The following is a 23,585-nucleotide window of genomic DNA, read 5'->3' as shown; positions in this document are numbered from 1 at the left end:
CTTTCTAGGACGCAGCCCATATAACTACCCTTCCCATCAATCCGGAGCCTCCATGACGAATTCTGCCGCCAAACTGATTGTCCGCAATGCAACACCCGCTGATGTGAGCGCGATGATCGACCTGTCGGAGCGGATTTACGGTGCCGGCATGGGCTATACCCGGGACAACCTGCTCGGCCATATCAACCGCTTTCCTGACGGCCAGTTCGTCGCCGAGTATGAGGGCAAGATTGTCGGCCATGCAGCGACATTCATGATCAAGTCCGAAGTGGCCTTCGCGCCGCACACATGGGACGAGATCACGGGCGTCGGCTTTGCTGCCCGCCATGATGTCGAGGGCGACGTTCTCTATGGCATGGATGTGGGTGTCGACCCCGACTTCCGCCGCCTTCGGATCGGCCAGCGGTTCTACCGCGTACGCCAGGAACTTTGCCAGTATCTTGAGCTGAAAGGCATCGTGTTCGGCGGGCGTATGCCGGGCTACGCACGCCGCGCCAAGGAATATCCGAACCCGGCCGATTATGTTGCCGCGGTGGTTGCTTCCAAGCTCAAGGATCAGGTCATCACGTTCCAGCTGCGCCAGGGCTTCGAGCCGATTGGTGTGCTGAAGAACTACCTGCCCGGCGACACGGCCTCGATGAACCATGCCACGCACATGTTCTGGAAGAACCCGCTGGCGCAGGAAGAGATCAAGGCGAAGCCCAGCCTCGGCAACACAGACCTGCCCGAAAGCGTCCGCATCACGACCGTACAGTTCCAGATGCGTCGCATCCAGTCGATCGATGAGTTCGAGACGCAGGTCGAGTATTTCGTCGATATCGCGTCCGATTACCGCTCCGACTTTGTCGTCTTCCCGGAACTGTTCACGCTGCAATTACTATCGCTTGAGCAAAAGCCACTCGGGCCGATGGAAGCGATCGAGAAGATTTCGGAATATACGCAGCGCTATATCGCCTTCATGGAAAAGCTCGCGGTCTCCTACAATATCAACATCATTGGCGGCTCACACCCGAGCAAGATGGAGAATGGCGACATTCTCAACGTGTCATACATCTTCCTGCGCGATGGCTCGGTTCACACCCAGCAGAAGCTCCACCCCACACCATCTGAGCGGCGCTGGTGGAACATCCAGGGCGGCAAGGGCAACACCGTCATCCAGACCGATTGCGGCCCCATCGGCGTGATGATCTGTTATGACAGCGAATTCCCTGAACAGGCCCGCCATCTGGTCGATCAGGGCGCCCTGCTTCTGTTCGTCCCCTTCTGCACCGACGAGCGGCGCGGATACCTGCGCGTGCGCTATTGCTGCCAGGCTCGGGCGGTCGAGAACCAGTGCTATGTCGTCATGTCCGGCGTGGTGGGCAACCTGCCCAACGTGGAGAACATGGACATTCACTATGCGGAGAGCTGCATCCTGACGCCGTCGGACTTCCCTTTCTCGCGCGACGGGGTTGCAGCCGACACGCCAGCCAATACAGAAACCGTGGCGCTGGCCGATCTTTCGCTCTCGGACCTTCTGACCGCCCGCCAATCCGGCGCCGTGCAGAACCTGAAAGACCGCCGGTTTGACCTCTACCAGGTCGCCTGGAAGAAGGGCGGCTGATCCATCTGGGGTTGTCATCCGGCAGAGATTTTACGTTCCCTACATAAATGACCGCTAGGTTTGGGTATTTGGGGAATGGACAAGCCAGTATGTCGGATGAACGGACAATCTCTGCTGAGAAGGCGTGGCATGCGCTTGACCAGATGCAGGGCGGGTTCATCATCTATCGGCCTGATGGTACGCTCCGGTACGCCAACACGGCAGCACGGGAGCACTGGCCCGTTCTCTATGCCAGCATGGACGAGGGCATCTCGTTCCACGATTCCGTTGCCCGCCAGATCCGCAGCCTGTTCCCGCGCCTGAACGAGGCCACGTTCCAGGTGCGCCATACCATCGTCATGGACGCAATCCGCAAGTGCAAGGACCTCGACATGGTCACGGCCACGGGCCGGCATGTCGTGACCAGCCATTCGCGTCTCGATGATGGCTATTTGATCGGCGTCACGCATGACGTGACCGGCCTTGTGCAGCGGGAGATTTCGCTGAATGCCGCGCGCCGGCACGCGCTGATGGCCAGCGAGGCGAAATCGGAATTCCTGGCATCGATGAGCCACGAGATCCGCACGCCACTCAATGGCATTATCGGCATGGCCGAGGGTCTGCGCCACCGCACGCTGGGCGCTGAAGAAACCGAAATGGTCGACACCATCGTCGAGAGCTCGCACACGCTCCTGCTGCTGCTCAATGACATCCTGGACCTTTCGCGGATCGAGGCCGGCAGACTGGAAATCACCCCGGTGGTCGAGAATGTCCGCAACAGGATATCCTGGATTGAGCGCAATTACAGGCCGCTGGCGGAGAAAAAAGGCCTGTTCCTCAAGGTCGCCTTCGATCCGAAGCTTCCCGAGCATCTCGCAATCGACACGACCCGGGTGCGCCAGTGCATCGACAATCTTTTGACCAATGCCCTCAAGTTCACGAAAGAAGGCGGCGTCACACTTGCTGTCATGGCCGGCGATATGTCGCGAGACGGACGGATCGCCATTACCATCCACGTCTCCGATACGGGGATCGGCATCAGTGAGGAGCAACGCAGCAAGCTGTTCCAGAACTTCCAGCAGGCAGATTCCTCCACCACACGTGAATATGGTGGCTCGGGCCTCGGCCTCGCCATCTCCCGCAAGCTGGCTCAGCTCATGGGCGGGGATGTCACCTGCGTCAGCAAACCAGGCGAAGGATCGATCTTCACCTTCTCGTTCGAGGCCCGCGTGGCCGATGCACCGAAGAAAGTGGTCAAGTCAGACTCTGGCATGGCCAATCGTGAGGTTGACCTGCTCAAGGGCGTGCGGGCGCTGGTCGTGGATGACAACACCATCAACCGGCGCGTGGCGCGCGTCGTTCTGGAACCGCTGGGCGTCATCGTGACAGATGTCCCGAGCGGCAAGGATGCGCTGGCCCGGCTCAACAGCGAAACCTTCGACATCGTCCTGCTAGATGCGCATATGCCGGGCATGGACGGGCCGGAAGTGTTGCGACGGATCCGGGACAGCCGCGAGCGCTGGAGCGATATCCCCGTGATCGCGCTGACTGCTGACGCGATGAACGGCGACCGCGAACGCTATCTCCAGATGGGTATGGACGATTATATCGCCAAGCCAATCATCGAGCACGAACTCATGGCCGCCCTGACCCGGGTGCATGAAAAGAAGGGCATACGACATCTCGACCCGTCGCAGGCCCTGACAGATCTGTCGGATGATGACATCGCTTCACCATACAGTCCTCGCAAATCCGCCGTGGGAAGCTGACACTTTCGCGCTTAGCCTAGCTTGGCGGCCAAGGCGTCCATGTAACCTGCAAGCTCGACATCCTTTGGCGAAACGCCATCAACGTCATGCGTGGTCAGGGTCACTTCGACCTTGTTGTACACATTGAACCATTCAGGATGGTGATCCATGCCGTCCGCCTTGATGGCGGTGCTGGTCATAAAGGCCCACGCCGTCTTGAAGTCGGCAAATTTATAGGTCTTCTCGATCACGTCGCGGTCGCCTTTGCCTTGCGTCCAGCCCGTGAGTTGTTCCAGTGCGGCGCTCGCGCCGATCTTGCCTGTCATGTATTCATTCCTCTCCGTCGAGTCCGAGTACGAAATAGACCCAGCGTCCATCTTCCGCGATTGCGGTGCGCATGCCCGGATAGCCTTTGCCGGCTCGTATAAGGGCAATCCCGTCTTCGCCGATAAGTTCCCGCAATTGCTTGCGATCCTGGAAGGACAGCTTTTCCGGGATCAGTTCATTGGCATCGCGTGCGGCGAGCGCAGGCCAGACATACCAGCGTTCCCCGTCGACAACACGCAAACCGGGCGCTTGGCCCAGCAATTCACGCAATTTCAGGTTCGGGTCGAGCCCGGTGCGGCGCAGCAGGTCCCAGAATTCCTGATGCGGCTGGCCATTGAAATTGGAAATGAAGCCATCGCTCTGGTCGGCGAGACGCGCCAGCTTGGTCAGCGATCCCTGAGCGGCATATTTCAGCAGCAGGTCGCGCGTGGCGCTGACGGTCTGCGTGATTTCGACCGGAGCGGCCGGTTGCGGAGACTGCGTCAGGCTCTCGTCTGGTATGGCCGGCTCTGGCGCGTCGCTGCCCTGGCTGCACCCGGCGAGGGCGAGCGCCGCCGCCGCGAAGACCGCCTTACGCCAGCACATAGCCGGTAGCGGCCTCAAGATCGGCGAGCAACTGGTCTTCGCCGAGCACCTTGATCGTCGTCATGCCCATCTGGCGGGCGGGCTTGAGGTTGATGCCGAGGTCATCGAGATAGACGCAATCGGCCGGGTCCACGTCCAGTGCTTCACACATCAGCGCATAGATGCGCGGGTCCGGCTTGCGGATGCCAAGCTTCGAGCTTTCGATGACGTGATCGAACATGGCGAAGACTTTTTCCAGATCAGCTGCCTTCTGGGCGTCATTGGTCATTGAGGCCCCCTTCCCGATCGGCGCATTATTCGTGATGCAGCCGACCTTGCCCTTGGCCTTGCACACTTTCAGGGCCTCCACGACGCGTGGACGCAAGCTGCCGGACAGGAGGGACAAGACGTCGCGGCCCGGCACTTCATGCCCGAGGGCGGCAGATTCATCGCGGAACATCCCGTCAAAACCGGCCGCGTCCACTTCGCTGCGTTCAAGCAATGCCCATGCGTTTTCCAGCGGATTCACGGCATTGACCGAGCGGATAAAGTCCTTCGGCAGGCCTTTTTCTTCCTCGTAGCGGGTGAAGGCATCGAAGGGAGAGGAGGTAAAAACGCCCCCGAAATCCCAAATCACAGCTTTAAATGTCTTTGTCATGCCCCAGCCTTAGCCTTCCTCAATTCGCGTTTCAAACCTTGAACATTGCTTGGCGGTATCTAGGGTGCCCGTCAATCACATGGAAAATTCGGAGGATTAACGAAAATGGGCGTTCTTGACGGAAAAGTGGTGCTGGTCACCGGCGGCGGCAACGGTATCGGGCGCGAGACAGCCCTGCTGGCAGCCCGCGAAGGCGCCAAGGTTGTGGTCAACGATCTCGGCGGCAGCCTGTCAGGCGGTGACGAAGGCGATGCCGGCCCGGCCGAGAAGGTCGCGGCTGAAATCCGCGCGGCCGGTGGCGAGGCCGTGTCGAACTCCGACAGCGTGACCGACATGAAAGCCGTGCAGGGCATGATCGAACAGGCGAAGGACACCTACGGCACGCTCGACTCGATCATCAACCCGGCCGGCATTCTGCGCGACGGCATGTTCCACAAGATGAGCGAATCCGACTGGGACAGCGTGATCGACGTTCACCTGCGCGGCAGCTTCAACGTCACCCGCGCCGCCGTTGAACTCTTCCGGGAAAAGGAAAGCGGCTCGTTCGTGCTGTTCACGTCCACGTCCGGCATCATCGGCAATATTGGCCAGGCGAACTATGCCGCTGCCAAGATGGGCATCGTGGGCCTCTCGCGCATCATTGCCATGGAAGGTGAGCGCAAGAACATTCGCTCCAACGTCATCGCGCCCTTTGCATGGACGCGCATGATTGCCTCGATCCCGGTGAAGGACGAGGCCGGCGCCCAGCGCGTCGAGCGGATCAAGAATTCCATGCGTGCAGACCAGGTCGCCCAGCTCGCCATCGCCCTCTGCGCCGACAAGGCGAAGACCGTGAGCGGCCAGATCTTCATCGTGCGCGGTAACGAGGTCATCCTCTGCGACCAGCCCCGCCCGATCAAATCGGTTGCAAGGATGGAAGGCTGGACGCCTGAGAGCATCATCGATCAAGCCTTCCCCGCCATGCAGGGCAGCTTTTTCGGCCTTGGCGCGTCGGCCAGCGTCTTCCCTTACGACCCGGTCTAGTCCGCCAGGACAGCCTGCCCTATTGCGGCGGGCTGTCCGGCTCCGGCTCAGGGTCCAATCCAAGATCATTGCGCGGGCGCAGGTCCGTCGGACCGGCCTCCTGGGGCGCAGTCGGCTCTGAGGGCGTTTCTTCCTGCGGGACAGGCGCCACGTCAGGCTCGGTGAACGGCTCAGGCTCGTCCGTCACATCAGGTGCGGGCTGCGAAAAGGACTGGTCGGCCGCATCAAGCACATCATTCAGCGGATCATCATTCGCCACCGGCGCATCCGGTTGGGTATCTTCCGGCTGCGGCTCGGGATCCGGCGGCAGGTCCGGCATGACTTCCGGCGCTGGCGCAGGCTGGCCCTTAACGGGCGGCAGCGCGGCCGGACGCTTGTCACCGAAGACGCAGGCATCGAGCCCCTGGTTGCGCACGACGCGCATGCGCGCCTGCAGCGTGCCTGCCCGCTTGGAAACATAAGGCCCCGGCGGGTCAACGCGCCACTTGTTCGGGCTCGGCAGCACAGCCGCCAGGAGCGCCGCTTCGCGCTCTGTCAGTTTCGAGGCTGGCTTGCCGAACCGGGCTTGTGCAGCCGCCTCAGCACCAAAGATACCGTCGCCCCATTCGGCCACGTTGAGATAGGCCTCCATCACGCGGCGCTTGCCCCATGTGTAGTCTATGAAGGTGGCCATCCACATGTCGCCGGCCTTGCGGGGGGCGCCGCCGCCATTCCAGAAGAAGACGTTCTTGGCGGTCTGCTGGGTAATGGTGGACGCGCCGCGGGCTTTGCGGCCGCGCTGGTATTCGTCGATGGCCTTTTCGATGGCTTCCGGATCGACGCCATGATGCTCGCAGTAGCGGGTGTCTTCTGCAGCAATGACTGCACTGACGAGGTAAGGCGATATGTCTTCGATGGGGGTGATGTCACGGCGCAGGCTCTCGCCGCCAATGGCGCGCTGGGCCATGAGTATTGTGCCTGGGACCGGGACGAACTTGAGCAGCAGTGCATAGACATGAAAGGCCACGAACAGGCCCGCAAGGAGCTTTACGAGGCGACCAAGCCATACGCGGACGGGCCCTTTTGAGTCCGTTCCGTGTCCGTTTGCGTAGGTCATGCTGCCCCTTCCCATTCCGCCATGACGCACGGATCGGTCTCTTCCACCATCCGCGCGGCCTTCTCGGCCTCAAATCTGTCAGGATCAAGACGCGCGAGCGCCCAGATGGCTGCACCGCGAATGTCAGCCGCTTCATCGTCCAACAGGCTGAGCAGTGATGGCACAAGGCGCGCATCTCCGGAATTGCCGATGGCCACGCAGACATTGCGCACGAAACGCGTCCGGCCGCTACGCTTGATCGGTGAGCCGGAGAAGACTTCGCGGAAGGTGGCATCATCCAGCGCGGCAAGTTCATCGAGGCCCGGCGTCTTCAGTTCGGCGCGGGCATGGAGCGCGGCTTCCGAGGCGGCTTCGGCAAACTTGTTCCATGGGCAAACAGCGAGGCAATCGTCGCAGCCATAGATGCGGTTGCCCATGGCGGCGCGGAATTCGCGCGGGATGGGCCCGGCATGCTCAATGGTGAGGTAGGAGATGCAGCGGCGCGCATCAAGCTGGTAGGGCGCCGGGAAAGCCTGCGTCGGGCATACATCAAGGCAGGCGCGGCAGGAGCCGCAATGATCTGTCTCTGTTGCATCCGGCCGCAGCTCTGCTGCTGTCAGCATCACGCCGAGGAAAAACCATGAGCCGAGTTCGCGGCTGACGAGGTTTGTGTGCTTGCCCTGCCAGCCCATGCCCGCCTTGGCCGCGAGCGGCTTTTCCATCAAAGGCGCGGTGTCGACGAAGACTTTCACCTCAGCGCCCGTCTCTGCCACGAAGGCGCGGGCGAGCTGTTTCAGGCGCGACTTGACGAGGTCGTGATAGTCCCTCCCCCGCGCATAGACGGAGATGTTTCCGACGCTACGCTCGGCGAGCAGCTCCATCGGGTCGATGCCAGGGCCATAGTTCAATGCAACGACAACAGCCGACTTTGCCCCGGCCCACATGGCGGTCGGCGCCTTGCGGCGTTCCAGCGTCGTTTCCATCCACTCCATCTGTCCATGGCGACCGTCTGCGACGAAAGCCTCGAGCCGTTCACCGGCCGCCCAAGGCTCATCGGCCCGCGTGATGCGGACGCTGTCGAAACCTATCGAACGCGCCGTGTCTTTGAGGAAAGCTTCGGGCGAACGGGCTAGGGGATCAGAAGTCGAGATCGGCATAATGGGAGACAGGTCGCGTACCCTCGATCCGGTCGCTCAGCAACGGCCGGAAGCTTGGGCGGGACTTGATACGTGCATACCATGTCTTGAGGTCCGGCACCGCGTTCCATTCCACATCGCCGAAATAGTCATAGGCCGAGAGGTGCGCTGCCGCGCAGAGGTCGGCCAGCGACAGCGTACGGCCCGCCAGATAGCCGTTCATCTCCACCATGCCATTCAGGAAGGTGAGCCGCCCGCGCAGCGCATGGGCGCCGCGGCGCAGCTTTTCCGAATCCGGCTGGCGGTCGCGTCGCACCCATTGCATCACGCGCTCGGTCAGCAGCTTGTCGGTCACTTCCTCGCAGCCGGCCTCGACCCAGGCCCAGAGGCGGCGGGCCTCGGCGCGCTCGTTCTGGTCTGTCGGCAGGAGGGCGGGCGCCGGCTTGATCTCTTCCATCTGTTCGCAGATGGCCCGCGTGCCACAGGCAAAGAGGCGTCCGGTCGGCAAGGTTTCGACCAAAGCTGGCGCGACGGCACCATAGGCCAGTGCGGCGACATCAGGGTGCGGCGCCCAGGGCGTCGATTCAAACAGTTCGAAGGCTTCGCCCTTCTCGGCGAGCACGAGGCGGACCAGCCGTCCGGCTGGATCAAGGGGCCAATGGTAGAGCCGTTTCATGGTCGCATACACTCACAACAGGCTGCCTGCGCCCGTCAAGCGAAGCCTTATCGGCCGCTATCCCGCGCACTTCTGCCCTGTGTATAACTCGCCAGCCCTTACCGGCCCATGAATTGCCGCACCGCGTCTGTCGACAGGGTGAACTTTGCGAAGGACCAGTCCTTGCCCTTGGAGAGCGTGCCGAGCGTCGCGATCAATTGGCGACGCGCCTCGAGCTTGTCGGCGAGCCAGGCATCGATACCGCCGGCTGCAATCGCATCACTTGCTGCAGAGGCTTGCAGGCGCACCAGCTCGCTGACCAACCGCCGTCCCGCAACGCGGTCCCAGTATCCAGCCTTTTCCAGTCCTTCCGTTGCGCTATCGCGCAGGCGGTCGAGCCGCAGCGAGTCGCCGAGGGCGTAAAAGGCGTAGGCTGCCTCTTCCACCGCAATGGAAGCTGTTTTTGCCAGATCGGTGACGACAAGGCCTTGTGCGAAATTGCTCATGGCTGCGGCCCAGCGGGCAAGCGCTTCGGGTGCGCCGCGCTTGATGAAGGCGCGTGTCGCCCGCTCGATACGCGATGCCGGATAGGGCGAATGCACCGAAGCCAAAGCTGCTTTCAGTTCATTGAGCGGGACGTGAGACTCGGCAACCGCATCTCCAACGGACATGCCCGGGCGCATGCGGACAAACCAGGTGGCCGCCTCGTTCATGGCCTGCATCGCCTGCATGCGCAGGTCGATCTGGAGGTCGGCGGGAACTTCATTGTCGAGGCTGTCGACTTCGCGGCGGAAGGCGTCGAAGTCGAGCACCGCGCGGGCCGCTTCCAGTCCGCGCACAGTGGCCGCGCTGTCGCCGCCCGACATTTCGCGCAAGCGCAGCAGCGGCACAGGGCCCGCCATGTCGAGCGAGCGGTTGGCGATGACGGTCGCGATGATTTCCCGCTTGAGGCGGTGGTTGCTGATCGCCTCGCCATAGGTATCGATCGGGTGGGTAAAATAGGAGGTCAGCACGCTTTCGAAATACGGATCGTCCGGAATGTCGGAAGCGACCACGTCGTCGATCAGCACGATCTTGGACCAGGCCAGGAGCACGGCAAGTTCGGGCCGGGTCAGGAATTGGCCCTGCTCCTGGCGCACGCGCATCTGCGCGGAACTTGGCAGGCCTTCCAGTGGCCGGTTCAAAACGCCGCGTTCTTCAAGATAGACCATCAGGCGCTCAAGCGCTTCATGGTCGGCTGCGGCGCTCGCTTCGGCCAGCGACAGGGCGGCGGTCTGGTCGTAATTGTGGCGCAGCACATGGGCGGCCACATCATCGGTCATCTCGGCGAGCAGGCCATTGCGGTCATTCGCCTTGAGGGACTTGATGCGGATGGCCTCGGCCGCGAGGATCTTGATATTGACCTCATGGTCGGAACTGTCGACGCCGGCCGAGTTGTCGATGGCATCGGTGTTGATGCGCCCGCCATTCTGGGCAAACTCGATACGGCCCGCCTGCGTGAGGCCAAGGTTCGCCCCTTCCCCGATGACTTTCGCCTTGAGATCACGCCCGCTCACACGGAACGCATCGCTTGACCGGTCGCCCGCCTCGGCGTGGGTTTCACTGCTGGCTTTCACATAGGTGCCGATGCCGCCGAACCAGAGCAGGTCGGTCTCGGTTTTCAAGAGGGCGTGGATCAGTTCGTCCGGGGTGACGGCCTCCTTGTTGAGGCCCGTCATGGCCTTCATCTCATCGCTGAGCGGGATGGACTTGGCGGTGCGGGGGAAGATGCCGCCGCCCTTGGAGATCAGGTCTGTGTTGTAGTCGGACCAGCTGGAGCCCTGCATGTCGAACAGGCGCTGGCGCTCGGCAAGGTTCTTGCCCGAGTCGCCCGGATTCGGGTCGACGAAGATGTGCATATGGTTGAACGCCGCCATCAGACGGATTTCCGGTGACAGGAGCATGCCGTTGCCGAACACGTCGCCGCTCATGTCGCCCACGCCGATCACAGTGAAAGGCTCGGTCTGGATATCCTTGCCCATTTCGCGGAAGTGGCGTTTGACGGCTTCCCAGGCGCCGCGCGCCGTGATGCCCATTTTCTTGTGATCGTAACCGACAGAGCCGCCGGAGGCGAACGCATCGCCCAGCCAGAAGCCATGCGCTTCGCTGATTGCGTTGGCCGTGTCGGAGAAGGTCGCCGTGCCCTTGTCGGCGGCGACGACGAGATACGGGTCTTCACCGTCCCAGATGACCGTATTTTGCGGATGGAGCACGTTCGCGCCATCGAGATTGTCGGTCAGCTCCAGCAGCGCCGTGATGAATTGCTTGTAGGCATCGCGCCCGCTCTCGAACCAGGCATTTCTGTCAGACCGGTCAGCCAGCTGTTTCGGGAAGAAGCCGCCCTTCGAGCCAACCGGCACAATGACCGCGTTCTTGACCTGCTGCGCTTTCACGAGGCCCAGCACTTCGGTGCGATAGTCCGCAGCGCGGTCCGACCAGCGCAGGCCGCCGCGCGCGACAGGGCCGAAGCGCAGGTGCACGCCATCGACCTGCGGGCTCGACATGAAAATCTCGCGATAGGGCTTGGGGTCCGGCAGGTCCTCCAGCTCGCGGCTGGCGACCTTGAAACTGATGAAGGAGAGCGGGCGGCCGTCTGCATCGACCTGGTAGAAATTGGTCCGCTGCAGGGCGAAGACAAGGTCTGTCAGGCGGCGGAGGATTTGGTCATCGGTCAGCGTCGCCACGTCTGCGAGCGCTGCCTCGATTGCGGAGCGTATCTCGGCGGTTGCGTATCGGCGCGCATCGAGCCCTTCATGGGCTGACGGGTCGAACCGCGCGGCAAAGAGGTCAAGCAAGAGGCGCACGATTTTCGGATGGGCGGCGAGCGCATCCTCCTGCACGTCCTGCGGCTGGTCGAGGCCCGACTGGCGACGATAGGCGGAGAGGGCCCGCATCAGCGCCGCTTCGCGCCAGCTGGCACCGGCACAGAGGACGAGACGGTTGAAGCCGTCATTCTCGGCAAGGCCGCTCCACACGGCGACGAAGGCGTCTTCAAATCCCCGCGCCAGTTTTTCAAGGTCAACGACATCGCCCGTGACCGACTGCATGGATAGCGAGTGGATCCAGTACGTGTCCGGCGCATCGGCAGCCGGCTTCTCCGAAGGGCGAACCGGATAACCGGTCTCGAAGTTCACGAACAGGCCCATGTTCTCGAACACGGGCACGCAGCGCGACAGGGGGATCGCCCCCTTGCGGGCATAGATCTTCACACGAACGGCATCATCGGCGTCGCCGTCGAGGCGGAAGGCGCGGGCAAGGACGGGCGTCGCGGCGTGCAGGCCCGCCATCGTCATCACATCGCGCAGCGCCTCGGCTGGCGGGAAGGCTTCGCGATAGGCGGCGTTGAAGGCACCCAGGAAAGCGCGCCCGCCATCGCGGTCAGCGTCAGCGAGCGGGCTGGCCATGATGGCCTCGCGGAAGCCCTGGTCCCAGGTCCGTGCCAGCGCGGCAATCTCGCGTTCGAGCTCTGCGGCGTCCGGCTCGGGATGGTCGCGGTTGAGTGAAACCTCGAAATGCACGCGGGCCAGAGGACCGGTGTCGAAATAGGGCTGGAATTTTTCAAGCGTGCCCTCATAGGCGCGCGTCAGCACCTCTGCGATACGTATACGCAAATTGGTGTCGTAGGCCTCACGCGGCACGAACACGATGGCGGTCACGAAGCGGTCAAACTGGTCACGGCGCAGGAAGAGGCGCGTGCGCGGGCGGCCCACAAGGTGCATGGCGCCGACGATCATCGGTGTCAGGGTGCGTGAATGGGTCTGGAACAGCTCGTCGCGCGGCCAGGTTTCCAAGAGGTTCGCGATGGTCTTCTCGGTATGGCCACCGGGCGTTGCGCCGGAAGCCTCGATCACTTTCTTCACACGGCGGCGCACGAACGGGATGGAGCGCGCTGTTTCATCATAAGCCTCAGCCGTGAACAGGCCGAGGAAGCGGACCTCGCCGTTCACCCTGCCCTCGGCGTCATATTTCTTGACGCCGATATAGTCGCACTTCACGCGGCGATGGACACGGCTGACAAGCGTCGACTTGGCCACGAACATTGGGAATGGCTCGGCCAGAAGCTCACCGATCTCGGGCGTCAGAACGAGCGGCTCGCTGTCGGGCGAGAGCACGTTGAGCTGCTCGTCGCGCAGGATGCCAAGATTGGAGCCTTCGACCATGATCGGCTCTTCGGGCAGGACCTTGCCGGCGGCATCGGTTTCGAAGCGATACTCCCGGCAGCCGAAGAAAACGAAATGCTCTTCCAGCAGCCATTCAAGGAAGGCGATGGATTCAGCCCGGTCGTCCGCAGCGTGATTTTGCTGCTCGGCGATATTCCGGATTTCGGCCCGCATGCGCTCCTTCATCGGCTCGAAGTCGCTGACAACCTGACGCGTGTCGCTCAGCGTTATGCGCGCGCCCTCGGTCAGACGTTTTGCTTCAGCCGGCGTCATCGGCGGCAAATGAATCTGGATCACGGAAACAACCCGGCCATCATCCATCTTCACGATCGGATGGAAGAGCGCCTTGACCTCATGACCTTCAGCCGCGCACTCGGCCAGAAGCGAATCCACCAGGAAGGGCATGTCCGGCCCGACCGCTTCCAGAACGGAGCGCTGCAGGGGACCTTTTGCCCCAACAGGGTCGCGCACAACGCGCGCATCCTGCGTGTCAGGTGCAATATCGCTTGCCCAGGTCCAGAGCCCTTCGGCGAGGGACATGAGATCAGCCTCTGTCAGGCCGGTCAGGTCTTCATTGCTGGATTCCACTTTCACCTGCTTGAGCAATTGCTGAAGCGGGTCGACCTTGGACGGTGTTCGGGACATGGGATTTTCGCTCACTGGCAGTGAAGACTATCCGACCCGGTGTAACGTGCACCGGAGCGACCTTCAATGGCCTGTTACAAATGGAACTTTCTGCCTCCGGGGCAATTTCAAATGCACGGGATGCCAAATAAGGCGGGCCCGCCGAACGGGGACGTGTCCGACGGGCCCTACAGGCTTTCCGCAGGCTGGGTGGGGGGACGCACGCGGAGGCCTGATCTTGTTAATTTCGGGCCTTATCTTTGGAAGACAAGGGTTGCCGCTGGTATTGCTACATTAAAAACCATGAAGAGTTCACTGCGAAGCATGCAGTCAATTCGGAAGCTGCGCGATGCCATACTTCAAATGTTTTCGCTATCAACTTTGACAGTTGGGGCTGACATCTTGGGATCGGTTATTCCTTGCGGGTTACCGTCGGCCGAAAGCAGGATCGCAATCCACTGGGTGGCCTGAGATTGCGCAAACAGTATCATCATCAACACAGTCAGCGGCGCCGACAGGAACATGCCGGGTATGCCCCAGAGCACACCCCAGATCGCAAGCGCCAGCAATACAACCAAAGCGGAAAGGTTCAAAGAATCTCCCATCATCCGCGGCTGAATGAAATTTCCGATCGAAAACTGCCAGAAGCTGACAATGCCGAAGACGATGGCCGCGTAGATGTAGATATCCTGGGGCGGCGCGCCCGGTATCCAGGCCGGTATATCCGGCTGCACCAGCGCGAAGAGCGGTGGCACGAGCGCAGCCACGATCGACCCGACGGTCGGTATATAGTTCAGCACGAAAATCAGCGCCGCGAGGAAAAGTGCATTCTGCACGCCCAGCAGCAGCAGCGACACATAGGTCAGCGCCGTGATCAGCGCCGAGATTACCGTCTGGGTCCAGAGGTAGGTCTCGATGCCGCGACGCGCCTCGTCGCCAACCTCGCGCACCATCGTGCGCTTCTCGTAATTCGGGAAAATATTGTCCAGCTTCCGGGTCCAGCCGGATTGGGCCAGGAACAGGAATGCGACATAGATGAAGATCAGCATCAGGTCGCCCGAGAGGTCGCCGGTGGCATTGGCAATCGTGGCGAAGAAGCGCTGGCCACCCTCATTGAACATGAGATGGGTCAGCGTCGGCGCATTATCCATGTTCACCAGGCTGTAGGCGTCCTGGATCAGGCCGTTGATCTTCTCCTCATACTCCGCCGCATCGCGCCCGAACTGAGACACGCCATTGGCGAGCAGCGCGATGAAGCCGACAAAGCCGCCAAGCACGATGAGGATGGCGACGGCCCGCGCCGCACTCCGGCGCATCGAATGCGACCAGTTGTCGATCATGCGCGCAAAGCCCTCGATCACGAGGAACAGGAACACCGCCATGGCAAATGTCGAAAGGATACCCCGCCCCAAATAGAGGAAGGTGATGATCACGCCGGTTGCAATGATCCAGATGCCGGTCTTGGTCGCGCGATCCATGCAGGGGCCCCCGTTAGAATTACAGGTTGGAAGCAGCCTTGCCCGGCGTCAAGCCACGCCCTTCCCGGATGGCAGCCAAGCTCAGTGGGGGCCTTGCCGAATCCTGTGAAACCACTAGCGTCCGCTCCGCATCAGGGGAGAAATGGCCAACATGACGGACGCACTTTTCATCGGCGGCGCTGACGCAGACGGCACGGGAACACCGAACACAGCCCAGGAGATGCTGCTGAAAGTGGCCAACCGTCACGGCCTTGTTGCCGGCGCAACCGGCACCGGCAAGACCGTGACCCTGCAGATCCTCGCGCAGGGCTTTTCCGATGCAGGCGTGCCCGTCTTCTGCGCCGACGTGAAGGGCGATCTCTCGGGCATATGCGTTGCCGGCAGCGCCGACCACAAACTGCACGAAAAGCTCGTCGCCCGCGCTGAACTGATCGGTCTGGAAGACTTTGGCTATGCCGCCGCCCCGACCATCTTCTGGGACGTGTTCGGCGAAAACGGCCACCCTATCCGCGCGACCATTTCCGAGATGGGCCCCCTCCTCCTGTCGCGCCTGATGGGCCTGACCGATGCGCAGGAAGGCGTGCTCAACATCGCCTTCGAATATGCAGACGACAACCAGCTCCTGCTGCTGGACCTGAAGGACCTGCGCAAATTGCTGCTGCACCTGTCGCAAAAAGAAGTGCGCGACGAGATCAGCCAGTCCTATGGCAATGTCGCCGCTGCCTCGCTCGGCGCCGTGCAGCGCAACCTGCTGATGCTCGAACGTGAAGGCGCCGAACATTTCTTCGGCGAGCCTGCGCTGGATCTGGAAGACCTGATGCGCACGACGCGCGACGGGCGCGGCTATGTCAACGTGCTGGACGCCACCAAGCTCATCAACAGCCCGAAGCTCTATTCCACGTTCCTGCTCTGGCTCCTGTCGGAACTGTTCGAGCGCCTGCCGGAAGTCGGCGATCCGGACAAACCGAAACTCGTCTTCTTCTTCGACGAAGCCCACCTCCTTTTCAATGACGCCCCCCCTGCCCTGATGCAGAAGATCGAACAGGTCGTGCGCCTGATCCGCTCCAAGGGCGTCGGCGTCTTCTTCGTCACCCAGAACCCGCGCGACCTGCCCGAGAGCGTGCTCGCCCAGCTCGGCAACCGGATGCAGCATGCCCTGCGCGCCTATACACCGGCCGAGCGCAAGGGCGTGCGGGCGGCCGCCGAATCCTTCCGGCCGAACCCGGCCTTCGACACGGAGGAACTCATCACCCAGCTCGGCACGGGCGAGGCGCTCGTCTCGACGCTCGATACCAAGAGCGCACCGTCGATCGTGCAGCGCACGATGGTCCGCCCGCCTTCCTCCCGTCTTGGCCCCGCAACGGACGCGGAACGGGCGGCCGTGCAGAAGGACAGCCCCTTTGCCGGCAAGTATGACGAAGTGATCGACCGGGAGTCCGCCTACGAGATCCTGGAAGAGAAGGAAGCCGAAGCGGCCGAGCAGGCCGAAAAGCTCGCTGCGAAGGAAGCCAAGGCAGCAGAAGCGCTCGCCAAGAAGAAAACCCGTGCAAAATCGACCCGGTCGCGCCGCCAGACCCCGATCGAGGCAGCCGGCAAGCAGGCGGCCCGCACGGCCACACGCGAGATCACCCGCTATATCCTGCGCGGCATATTGGGCGGCATGAAGCGCTAGGTCCCAGCCCTGCCCTTGATGAATTCCTTGTTACTAACCAGATTTCCTTTGCGTCAGGACTCGCCGGTGACGCACACGTCACCTATAGTCCGGCAAGAACAACGGACACCACAGGGAGGCTCACGCCTATGAAAGATTATCTCAAGTTCTACATCAATGGTGAATGGGTCGATCCGGTCGAGCCGCGTACGCTCGACGTCGAGAATCCCGCAACCGAAGAACCCTTTGCGCGCATCTCGCTCGGCTCGAAAGCCGATGTCGACAAGGCTGTTGCCGCCGCCAAGGCCGCTTTCCCGTCCTTCTCGCAGACCAGCGTCGAATATCGCGCTGACCTGCTCGACAAGATCACGGCCGGTATCCAGAAGCGCATTCCGGACCTTGCCAGCGCCATTTCCGACGAGATGGGCGCGCCCATGTGGCTCGCAAACGCAGCGCAGGTTCCGGCCGGCATGGGCCACTTCGCCACAACAGCCGCCATCCTGCGCAGCTATGAGTGGGAAGAACTGAAAGGCACGACGCTCCTGCGCAAGGAAGCGATCGGCGTCTGCGGTTTCATCACGCCATGGAACTGGCCGCTCAACCAGATCGCCTGTAAAGTGGCTCCAGCCCTTGCGGCCGGTTGCACCATGGTCCTGAAACCTTCCGAAATCGCGCCGCTTGATGCGCTGATCTTCGCTGAAATCCTGCATGAAGCCGGCGTGCCAAAAGGCGTGTTCAACCTCGTCAACGGCGACGGCCCGAACGTGGGCGCCGTTCTTTCGGCTCACCCGGATGTCGACATGATGAGCTTCACCGGTTCGACACGCGCCGGCGTGCTGGTGGCCCAAGCCGCTGCACCCACCGTAAAGCGCGTTGCCCAGGAACTCGGCGGCAAGTCGCCGAACATCGTCCTACCGACGGCTGACCTTGAAAAAGCTGTCGGTGGCGGCGTGCGCCAGATGATGACGAATACAGGCCAGTCCTGTAACGCCCCGTCGCGCATGTTCGTCCAGAAGGACCAGCAGGCTGACGCGATCAAGATCGCCAAGGCCGCTGCAGAATCGGTCAAGGTCATGATGCCCGGCGAAGCAACGCCCGGCGCCATCGGCCCGATTTCGAACGGCAGCCAGTTCCAGAAGGTCCAGGACCTGATCCAGAAGGGCATCGACGAAGGCGCCACGCTGGTCGCAGGCGGCACGGGCCGTCCGGAAGGCTTCAACAAGGGCTACTTCACCCGTCCGACCGTCTTTGCGGATGTCACCAATGACATGACCATCGCCCGCGAGGAAATCTTCGGCCCGGTGCTCTGCATCCTGCCTTACGACACGCTGGAAGATGCCATCTCGATGGCAAATGACACGGTCTACGGTCTGGCCGGCTATGTTCAGGGCCCTGAAAAGGAAGCCAATGAAGTGGCCAACAAGATCCGCGCCGGCCAGATCCTGGTCAACGGTGCGAACCCTGACTTCTCCGCGCCGTTCGGCGGCTACGGCCAGTCGGGCAATGGCCGCGAATGGGGCGAGCTTGGCTTCGAGGAATTCCTCGAGACCAAAGCTGTCATCGGCTACAAGGCCGCCTGATCCGTCAGGTTTGAGATACGGACACGATCAAGGGCGGCCCGCGAGGCCGCCCTTTTTTCTGTGCGGGATCAGGGTTGTTCGGCCTCGATGCGGAACACGTCTCCCAGAATGGAGACGATATAGAGATTGCTCTCATTGTCCTCGCCGAAGCTGGAAATGCTTTCCACCGTGCCCGTCTCGGGCCTCAGCGATCCGTTGATGCGCAGGAATTCACTGCCGAATATGGTGCGGTCTGGGCCGAGATCATCCACTGGCACGGCCCAGACATTATTCGAGACAAAATCCGCAAACACATAATGGTCTTTGATCAGCTCCAGATCGCCCCGGTAGACATAGCCCCCCGTTATGGACTGCCCCTGTGTCATCCCGCTGCCATGCGAGTATTCGATCACGGGATCGACAAGATCGGTACGGTCTGCGCCGCCATAGTCCTGCGTGCCCTCCTGGATGTTCCAGCCGAAATTCGTGCCGCCATCGGACATGCTCAGCCGGTCGACTTCCTCGATAGCGTCCTGCCCGACATCGCCGATGAACAGGTCTCCCGTCACTTCATCGAAGCTGCAGCGGAACGGGTTGCGCAAGCCAAGCGCAAAAATCTCGGGCCGCCCTGCAGCTCCGGCAAAGGCATTGCCCGGCGGGATCGCATAGTCGCGCGCATCATCCGTGGGAAAATCATCGCCGCTCACATCAATGCGCAGGATCTTGCCCAGCAGCGAATTCGGGTTCTGGGCATAGCCGTTCGGATCGCCCGCGCCGCCTCCATCACCGGTCGGCACAACCAGCAGCCCGTCCGGCGCAAAGCCGATCCAGCCGGCATTATGGTTCGCCTGCGGCTGGTCGAATGTCAGTATCACGTCAGCCGTTGCCGGATCGGCCTGTGTCAGCGAACCTGAGAACATCTGGTAGCGCCGGATTTCCGTGTCGCCCGTATTATTGGTCATGTTGATGTAGAAGGTCCGGTCAGTGGCAAAATCCGGCGAGAAGGCCAGGCCCAGAAGCCCCCCTTCCCCGGCCGCGGATGTCTCGCCGGATACATCAAGGAAATCGACCGGATCGATTGCGCCTGTCGCCGGGTCCAGCACGCGAATGCGTCCGCCCTTCTCAAGCACGACGACCTGCGTCGTGCCCGGCAGGCCTGCAAGGTAGAGCGGTTGGGTGAAGCCCGTGCCAACGCGGGCGACCGTCATGCCCTCGACCACGTCATTCACCGTGATTTCGAGGTCCAGCTGCGCCGTGAGCCCGCCCGGGTCGCGTGCCTCGAGTGTTATGTTGTAGACATTGTCGCCATTGGCATCCGCAGGCGCTTCGAAGTCGAGCTGTGTCGCGGCACTGATCGTGCCGGCCGTCGTATCAATGTTGAAGGCCGCCTCGTCGCCCCCGGGAACGACCGAGACGGAAACATCATCACCATCCGGGTCCGATACGGCAAACGTATAGAGTGTGCCCGTGGTGTTCTCATCGACACTGGCTGTGGGCGATGATGTGAAGACTGGCGTACGGTTGGCAGGGGTCGGCGTTGGCGCGGGCCCATTGCCGCCATCACTTCCACCGCTGCAGGCCGCCAGTAACAAGGGAGCTGCCGAAATCAGGCCAAGACGGGTTCTGAAGCTACGCATTACTTCTGGCATGATGGCGCCTCCTCGTAGTCACGGAATGCCCCACATCACAGGCTAGTTCCCGAAAACGTGATTGTCATATGACAAATGGGAGAGCTGGAACCTGCCAGTTCAACTGGCGTTCAGGCGGGATTGGCTTACATTGAGGGTAACCAGCTCCCCTCAGGAGGACCATCAAAATGCAAATTACCAAGATTGCCGCCGGCCTTGCATCGCTCGCCATGCTTGTCGCCTGTACGACGGCGACCCCCTATCAAGCCGCGCTCGACACACAGAGCGGCTATTCGGAACAGCAGATCGAATCCAACCGCTTCCAGGTCCAGTTCGCAGGCAACAGCCTGACAGACCGGAAGACCGTTGAAACCTACATGCTCTATCGCGCCGCAGAGCTGACCAAGCAGAATGGCTTTGACCATTTCCGCGTTGTTCACCGCGCGACAGACGCGGACAGCCGCGTCGTGCCGACAGGTACAGGCTATTCGCCCTTCTACAGCAACTTCTATCTCGACTATAGCTATTACGGCCCTCGCGCCGGCTACTTCTATGACCCCTACCGCCGCTGGGCCTATCCGCGCTCTTTCTACGCATCGCGCTGGGGCTATTATGATCCCTTCTGGGACGGCCCGCAGGAATATCGCGAAGTCACGAAATATGTCGCCTCTGCCGAGATCGTTATGGGCAAAGGCCCGAAACCCGATGATCCGGCCTTCTTCGACGCCGATCAGGTCATCTTCAACCTCGGCACCCAGATCCAGCGCCCCGAGGCCTGATCTGTCCCGACCCCGCCTCAAACGCCGCCCTTTCCAGGGCGGCGTTTTTGCATGGTGCACATTTTTCGCGCATTCGCCCCTAGGCAAGCGGCAAGGCTTGGCCCAGATAGGGTCCTTCCCCCCAAACCGCACCTGACAGGAAAGGCGGGCCCATGGCCGACCAAGAACCCACCGCCATTCCACCAACAGGCATCCTGCCCGGGGCCAAACGTCCGGTGCCGGGGCGCAGCGAACTCGTCGTGATGATTGCCGGCCTGATGGCGCTGAACGCCTTCGGCATCGACATCATGCTGCCCGCCCTCAACCAGATCGCCCATGCTGTCGGCCTCACCGCGCCCGGCATGGAAAGCGACAACCGCCAGCAGATGATCATCTTCTCCTACGTGCTCGGCTTCGGTGCGCCGCAGATCATCTGGGGGCCCATTTCCGATCGTTTCGGCCGTCGCAACCCGCTCTTCATCGCGCTGATTGGCTATGTCATCACGGCCCTGGCGTGCATCGTGATGCGGGATTTCCATGCCCTGCTGGTCATGCGGTTTGCGCAGGGCGTCTTCGCCTCAGGCGGGCGTCTCGTGGCCGTGTCGATCGTGCGCGACCTCTTCGCAGGACGCCAGATGGCGCGCTTCATGTCGCTGGTGATGACCATCTTCATGGTCGTGCCGATCCTCGCGCCCGGTATCGGCCAGCTCGTCCTGTTCGTCGCCCCCTGGGAGGCGATCTTCCTCGTGCTCGCCCTGTTCGGTGTGATCATGTTCGTGTGGACATGGATGCGACTGCCGGAAACACTGCCGGAAAATGCCCGCATGGAGCTCAATCTCGCCCGCGCAATCGGAGCCTATGGCGAGATCGTGAAATCGCGCGTCACCTTCGGCTACATGTGCGCATCGGGCGTCATCTTCGGCGCGCTCTTCTCGTTCATTGCCTCATCCGAGCAGATCTTCCGCGAGGTCTTCGGCCAGACCGAGACCTTCGCCCTCTGGTTCGCCGGCATTGCAGGCACGCTCGCCTGTGCCAACTTCCTGAACTCGCGCATCGTCGAGAAGATCGGCATGCGCCGGATCAGCCAGACAGCACTCTTCATCTTCACGATCGGCGCAGGGCTGCTGTCACTGCTGACCTATGTGTTTGGCGACCATCTCTATATTTTCTTCCCCGTCTTCGCGCTCTGCTTCGGCTGCTTCGGCCTGATGGGCTCGAACTTCAGCGCCCTCGCCATGGAACCACTGGGCAAAATCGCCGGCACGGCCTCAGCCGCCTATGGCTTTGCCACGACGACAGTGGCGAGCCTCATCGGCATGGCCATTTCCAGCCAGTACAATGGCTCGACCATCCCGGTCACGCTTGGCTTTGTCTGCCTCGGCGTCGCATCGCTCGTGATCATTCTCATCACCGAGCGCGGAAAGTTGTTCAGTTCACGTTGACGCGGCGCCCCGTTCGTCCGGTCCGTCCGGTGGTTTCGCGCACCTTGGCGAGCGGGCGAACCTGACGCTCCAGATGCTCGATTATCATGCCGGCGATGTCCTTGCCTGACGCGCTCTCGATGCCCTGAAGACCCGGCGAGGAATTCACCTCCAGCACTTTCGGGCCATCCTCGGTGTGCAACAGGTCAACACCCGCCACACGCAGGCCAAGCACCTTCGCCGCATCGCGCGCGACTTCACGCTCTGCAGGGGTCAGCTTCACGGCGCTCGCCGTGCCGCCCCTGTGCAGGTTCGAGCGAAACTCGCCCTTGGCGGCCTGACGTTTCATGCCGCCAACCACTTTGTTGCCGATAACGAAGCAGCGTGTATCCGCGCCAGCCGCCTCGGCCACGAATTCCTGGACAAGGAAGTTTGCCTCCAGGCCGCGGAATGCATCCACCAGGCTCTCGGCGGCCTTTCGTGTCTCGGCCAGCACAACGCCCTTGCCCTGCGTCGAGGACAGCAGCTTCACAACCACAGGCGCGCCTCCGGCGAGCGAGATCAGGTCTTTTGTGTCCTTCGGGCTGTGCGCAAAAGCCGTGATCGGCATGTCGATCTTGGCGCGGGCCAGCAACTGGTGCGCCAGCAGCTTGTCGCGCGAACGCCCAATGGCCCCTGCCCCGTTCAGGCAGAAAGCGCCGGTATTTGAGAACTGGCGCAACACGGCCATGCCATAGTCTGTGATCGACGCACCAATGCGCGGGATGACCGCATCGAAACGCGCCAGCGCCTTGCCATCATAGTGCACTTCCGGGTCCAGCGTACCGATCTGCATATAGCAGCGCGCCGTATCAATCGCCTCGATGACATGGCCGCGGGCCTCCGCCGCCTCCATCAGGCGCTTTGACGAGTAATTGTTGGGCTCGCGTGTCAGCAGCGCAATGCGCAAGGGACGTTTCACCGGCGTACGCTTGGGCAGGCTGCCATAGCGGGCAAAATCCAGCACGGGCTGGCTGAACGAGACGTTCGGATTGACGATCATGTCCGGCTGGATGGCGGCGCGGCCAAACAGCATGCGATAGGTCATGCTTTCGCGGTTCGACAGGGTCAGCTGGATCGGCCAGCGTCGCTTGCCCATCTGCACATCGGTCTCGATGACATAGCGCAGCTCGGTATCGCCATTCGAACTGGTCACTTCGCGGCGGTCGATCACGCGCGCCGAGCAGGTGATTTCAAGGCTCGGGTCTGCCGGGTTCGGCTGGATCAGGAAGCGCACCTGGGGTTTTGTGCTGGGGCCAAATGGCTCGATCACGCTGGCGTGCAGCGCCGAGGTCTTCGCGCCGGTGTCCACCTTGGCCTTGATCGCAGGAAGCCCAAGATCCGGCAGCGCCAGCCATTCTTCCCAGCCGAGTTCAAACTGTCCCATGCCGGCTCCCGCTCAGACTGAATTGTACGAATGCGCCGCCCATACTTGGCTTCCCTTACACCGTCTAGAGTTT

General features: G+C 61.8%; 17 protein-coding genes. 7 read left to right on the top strand and 10 right to left on the bottom strand.

All coding sequences use genetic code 11. The features are described 5' to 3' along the window. The first annotated feature begins 52 nt into the window (after positions 1-52). Complete coding sequence (locus tag HY30_RS12875; RefSeq protein ID WP_034741179.1) at positions 53-1,603, top strand: bifunctional GNAT family N-acetyltransferase/carbon-nitrogen hydrolase family protein; 1,551 nt, start codon at positions 53-55, stop codon at positions 1,601-1,603. A gap of 89 nt (positions 1,604-1,692) precedes the next feature. Next, on the top strand, positions 1,693-3,351 hold the full coding sequence (locus tag HY30_RS12870; protein WP_051615454.1) for an ATP-binding protein: 1,659 nt from the start codon (positions 1,693-1,695) through the stop codon (positions 3,349-3,351). Positions 3,352-3,362: 11 nt separating this feature from the next. Here HY30_RS12870 and HY30_RS12865 read toward each other — a convergent pair whose 3' ends face one another. Genes HY30_RS12865 through HY30_RS12855 form a run of 3 tightly spaced genes read right to left on the bottom strand, consistent with a single transcriptional unit; the run spans position 3,363 to position 4,879 of the window. Continuing rightward, positions 3,363-3,656: a 4a-hydroxytetrahydrobiopterin dehydratase gene (locus HY30_RS12865; protein ID WP_034741177.1), complete on the bottom strand. Its 294-nt coding sequence runs from the start codon at positions 3,654-3,656 to the stop codon at positions 3,363-3,365. 4 nt (positions 3,657-3,660) lie between these two features. Then, positions 3,661-4,242 (bottom strand): hypothetical protein, encoded by a 582-nt coding sequence (locus tag HY30_RS12860; RefSeq protein ID WP_034741175.1) that lies wholly within the window; start codon positions 4,240-4,242, stop codon positions 3,661-3,663. Further along, the gene (locus HY30_RS12855) at positions 4,229-4,879 is read right to left on the bottom strand and encodes an HAD-IA family hydrolase (RefSeq protein WP_034741172.1); all 651 of its coding nucleotides are present in this window, start codon (positions 4,877-4,879) and stop codon (positions 4,229-4,231) included. Before HY30_RS12855 ends, HY30_RS12860 begins: the two co-directional genes overlap by 14 nt. Before the next feature lie 105 nt (positions 4,880-4,984). On the opposite strand from HY30_RS12855, the gene HY30_RS12850 reads away from it, so the two are divergent. After that, on the top strand, positions 4,985-5,902 hold the full coding sequence (locus tag HY30_RS12850; RefSeq protein WP_034741169.1) for an SDR family NAD(P)-dependent oxidoreductase: 918 nt from the start codon (positions 4,985-4,987) through the stop codon (positions 5,900-5,902). Between the two features lie 19 nt (positions 5,903-5,921). Here HY30_RS12850 and mtgA read toward each other — a convergent pair whose 3' ends face one another. The 5 genes from mtgA to HY30_RS12825 all read right to left on the bottom strand — a co-directional run bounded on the left by mtgA (position 5,922) and on the right by HY30_RS12825 (position 15,069). Next, on the bottom strand, positions 5,922-6,998 hold the full coding sequence (mtgA, locus tag HY30_RS12845; RefSeq protein WP_081812228.1) for a monofunctional biosynthetic peptidoglycan transglycosylase: 1,077 nt from the start codon (positions 6,996-6,998) through the stop codon (positions 5,922-5,924). After that, positions 6,995-8,134: a tRNA epoxyqueuosine(34) reductase QueG gene (gene queG, locus HY30_RS12840; protein WP_034741166.1), complete on the bottom strand. Its 1,140-nt coding sequence runs from the start codon at positions 8,132-8,134 to the stop codon at positions 6,995-6,997. Before queG ends, mtgA begins: the two co-directional genes overlap by 4 nt. Then, positions 8,115-8,789 (bottom strand): glutathione S-transferase family protein, encoded by a 675-nt coding sequence (locus tag HY30_RS12835; RefSeq protein ID WP_034741163.1) that lies wholly within the window; start codon positions 8,787-8,789, stop codon positions 8,115-8,117. The genes queG and HY30_RS12835 overlap by 20 nt, the downstream gene beginning before the upstream one ends. 98 nt (positions 8,790-8,887) lie before the next feature. After that, positions 8,888-13,612 (bottom strand): NAD-glutamate dehydrogenase, encoded by a 4,725-nt coding sequence (locus HY30_RS12830; protein ID WP_034741161.1) that lies wholly within the window; start codon positions 13,610-13,612, stop codon positions 8,888-8,890. A 338-nt stretch (positions 13,613-13,950) separates the two neighbouring features. Next, positions 13,951-15,069: an AI-2E family transporter gene (locus tag HY30_RS12825; protein WP_051615453.1), complete on the bottom strand. Its 1,119-nt coding sequence runs from the start codon at positions 15,067-15,069 to the stop codon at positions 13,951-13,953. A 151-nt stretch (positions 15,070-15,220) separates the two neighbouring features. Between HY30_RS12825 and HY30_RS12820 the strand changes: the two genes are divergently transcribed. After that, positions 15,221-16,741, top strand: a complete 1,521-nt coding sequence (locus HY30_RS12820; protein WP_051615483.1) for a helicase HerA-like domain-containing protein — start codon at positions 15,221-15,223, stop codon at positions 16,739-16,741. Positions 16,742-16,869: 128 nt separating this feature from the next. Beyond that, on the top strand, positions 16,870-18,300 hold the full coding sequence (locus HY30_RS12815; protein ID WP_034741157.1) for an aldehyde dehydrogenase family protein: 1,431 nt from the start codon (positions 16,870-16,872) through the stop codon (positions 18,298-18,300). 68 nt (positions 18,301-18,368) lie between these two features. Here HY30_RS12815 and HY30_RS12810 read toward each other — a convergent pair whose 3' ends face one another. Further along, positions 18,369-19,928, bottom strand: coding sequence for a PQQ-dependent sugar dehydrogenase (locus tag HY30_RS12810; protein ID WP_241765717.1), 1,560 nt, complete (start codon positions 19,926-19,928; stop codon positions 18,369-18,371). 167 nt (positions 19,929-20,095) lie between these two features. Here HY30_RS12810 and HY30_RS12805 point away from each other — a divergent pair, with 167 nt between their 5' ends. Both HY30_RS12805 and HY30_RS12800 read left to right on the top strand, forming a co-directional pair. After that, a complete protein-coding gene (locus tag HY30_RS12805; protein ID WP_034741154.1) occupies positions 20,096-20,686 on the top strand; it encodes a CC0125/CC1285 family lipoprotein in 591 nt (196 codons plus the stop codon). A 152-nt stretch (positions 20,687-20,838) separates the two neighbouring features. Next, on the top strand, positions 20,839-22,107 hold the full coding sequence (locus tag HY30_RS12800) for a multidrug effflux MFS transporter (RefSeq protein ID WP_081812227.1): 1,269 nt from the start codon (positions 20,839-20,841) through the stop codon (positions 22,105-22,107). On the opposite strand, the gene rimK is transcribed toward HY30_RS12800, so the two are convergent. Then, positions 22,094-23,512, bottom strand: coding sequence for a 30S ribosomal protein S6--L-glutamate ligase (gene rimK / locus HY30_RS12795; protein WP_034741152.1), 1,419 nt, complete (start codon positions 23,510-23,512; stop codon positions 22,094-22,096). The two genes, HY30_RS12800 and rimK, sit on opposite strands and share 14 nt — an antisense overlap. Positions 23,513-23,585: the final 73 nt, after the last annotated feature.

Source organism: Hyphomonas chukchiensis (genome assembly GCF_000682695.1).
GTDB lineage: Bacteria > Pseudomonadota > Alphaproteobacteria > Caulobacterales > Hyphomonadaceae > Hyphomonas > Hyphomonas chukchiensis.
Note: the sequence above shows the minus strand (reverse complement) of the source record. Positions and strands in the feature narration are given on the sequence as shown.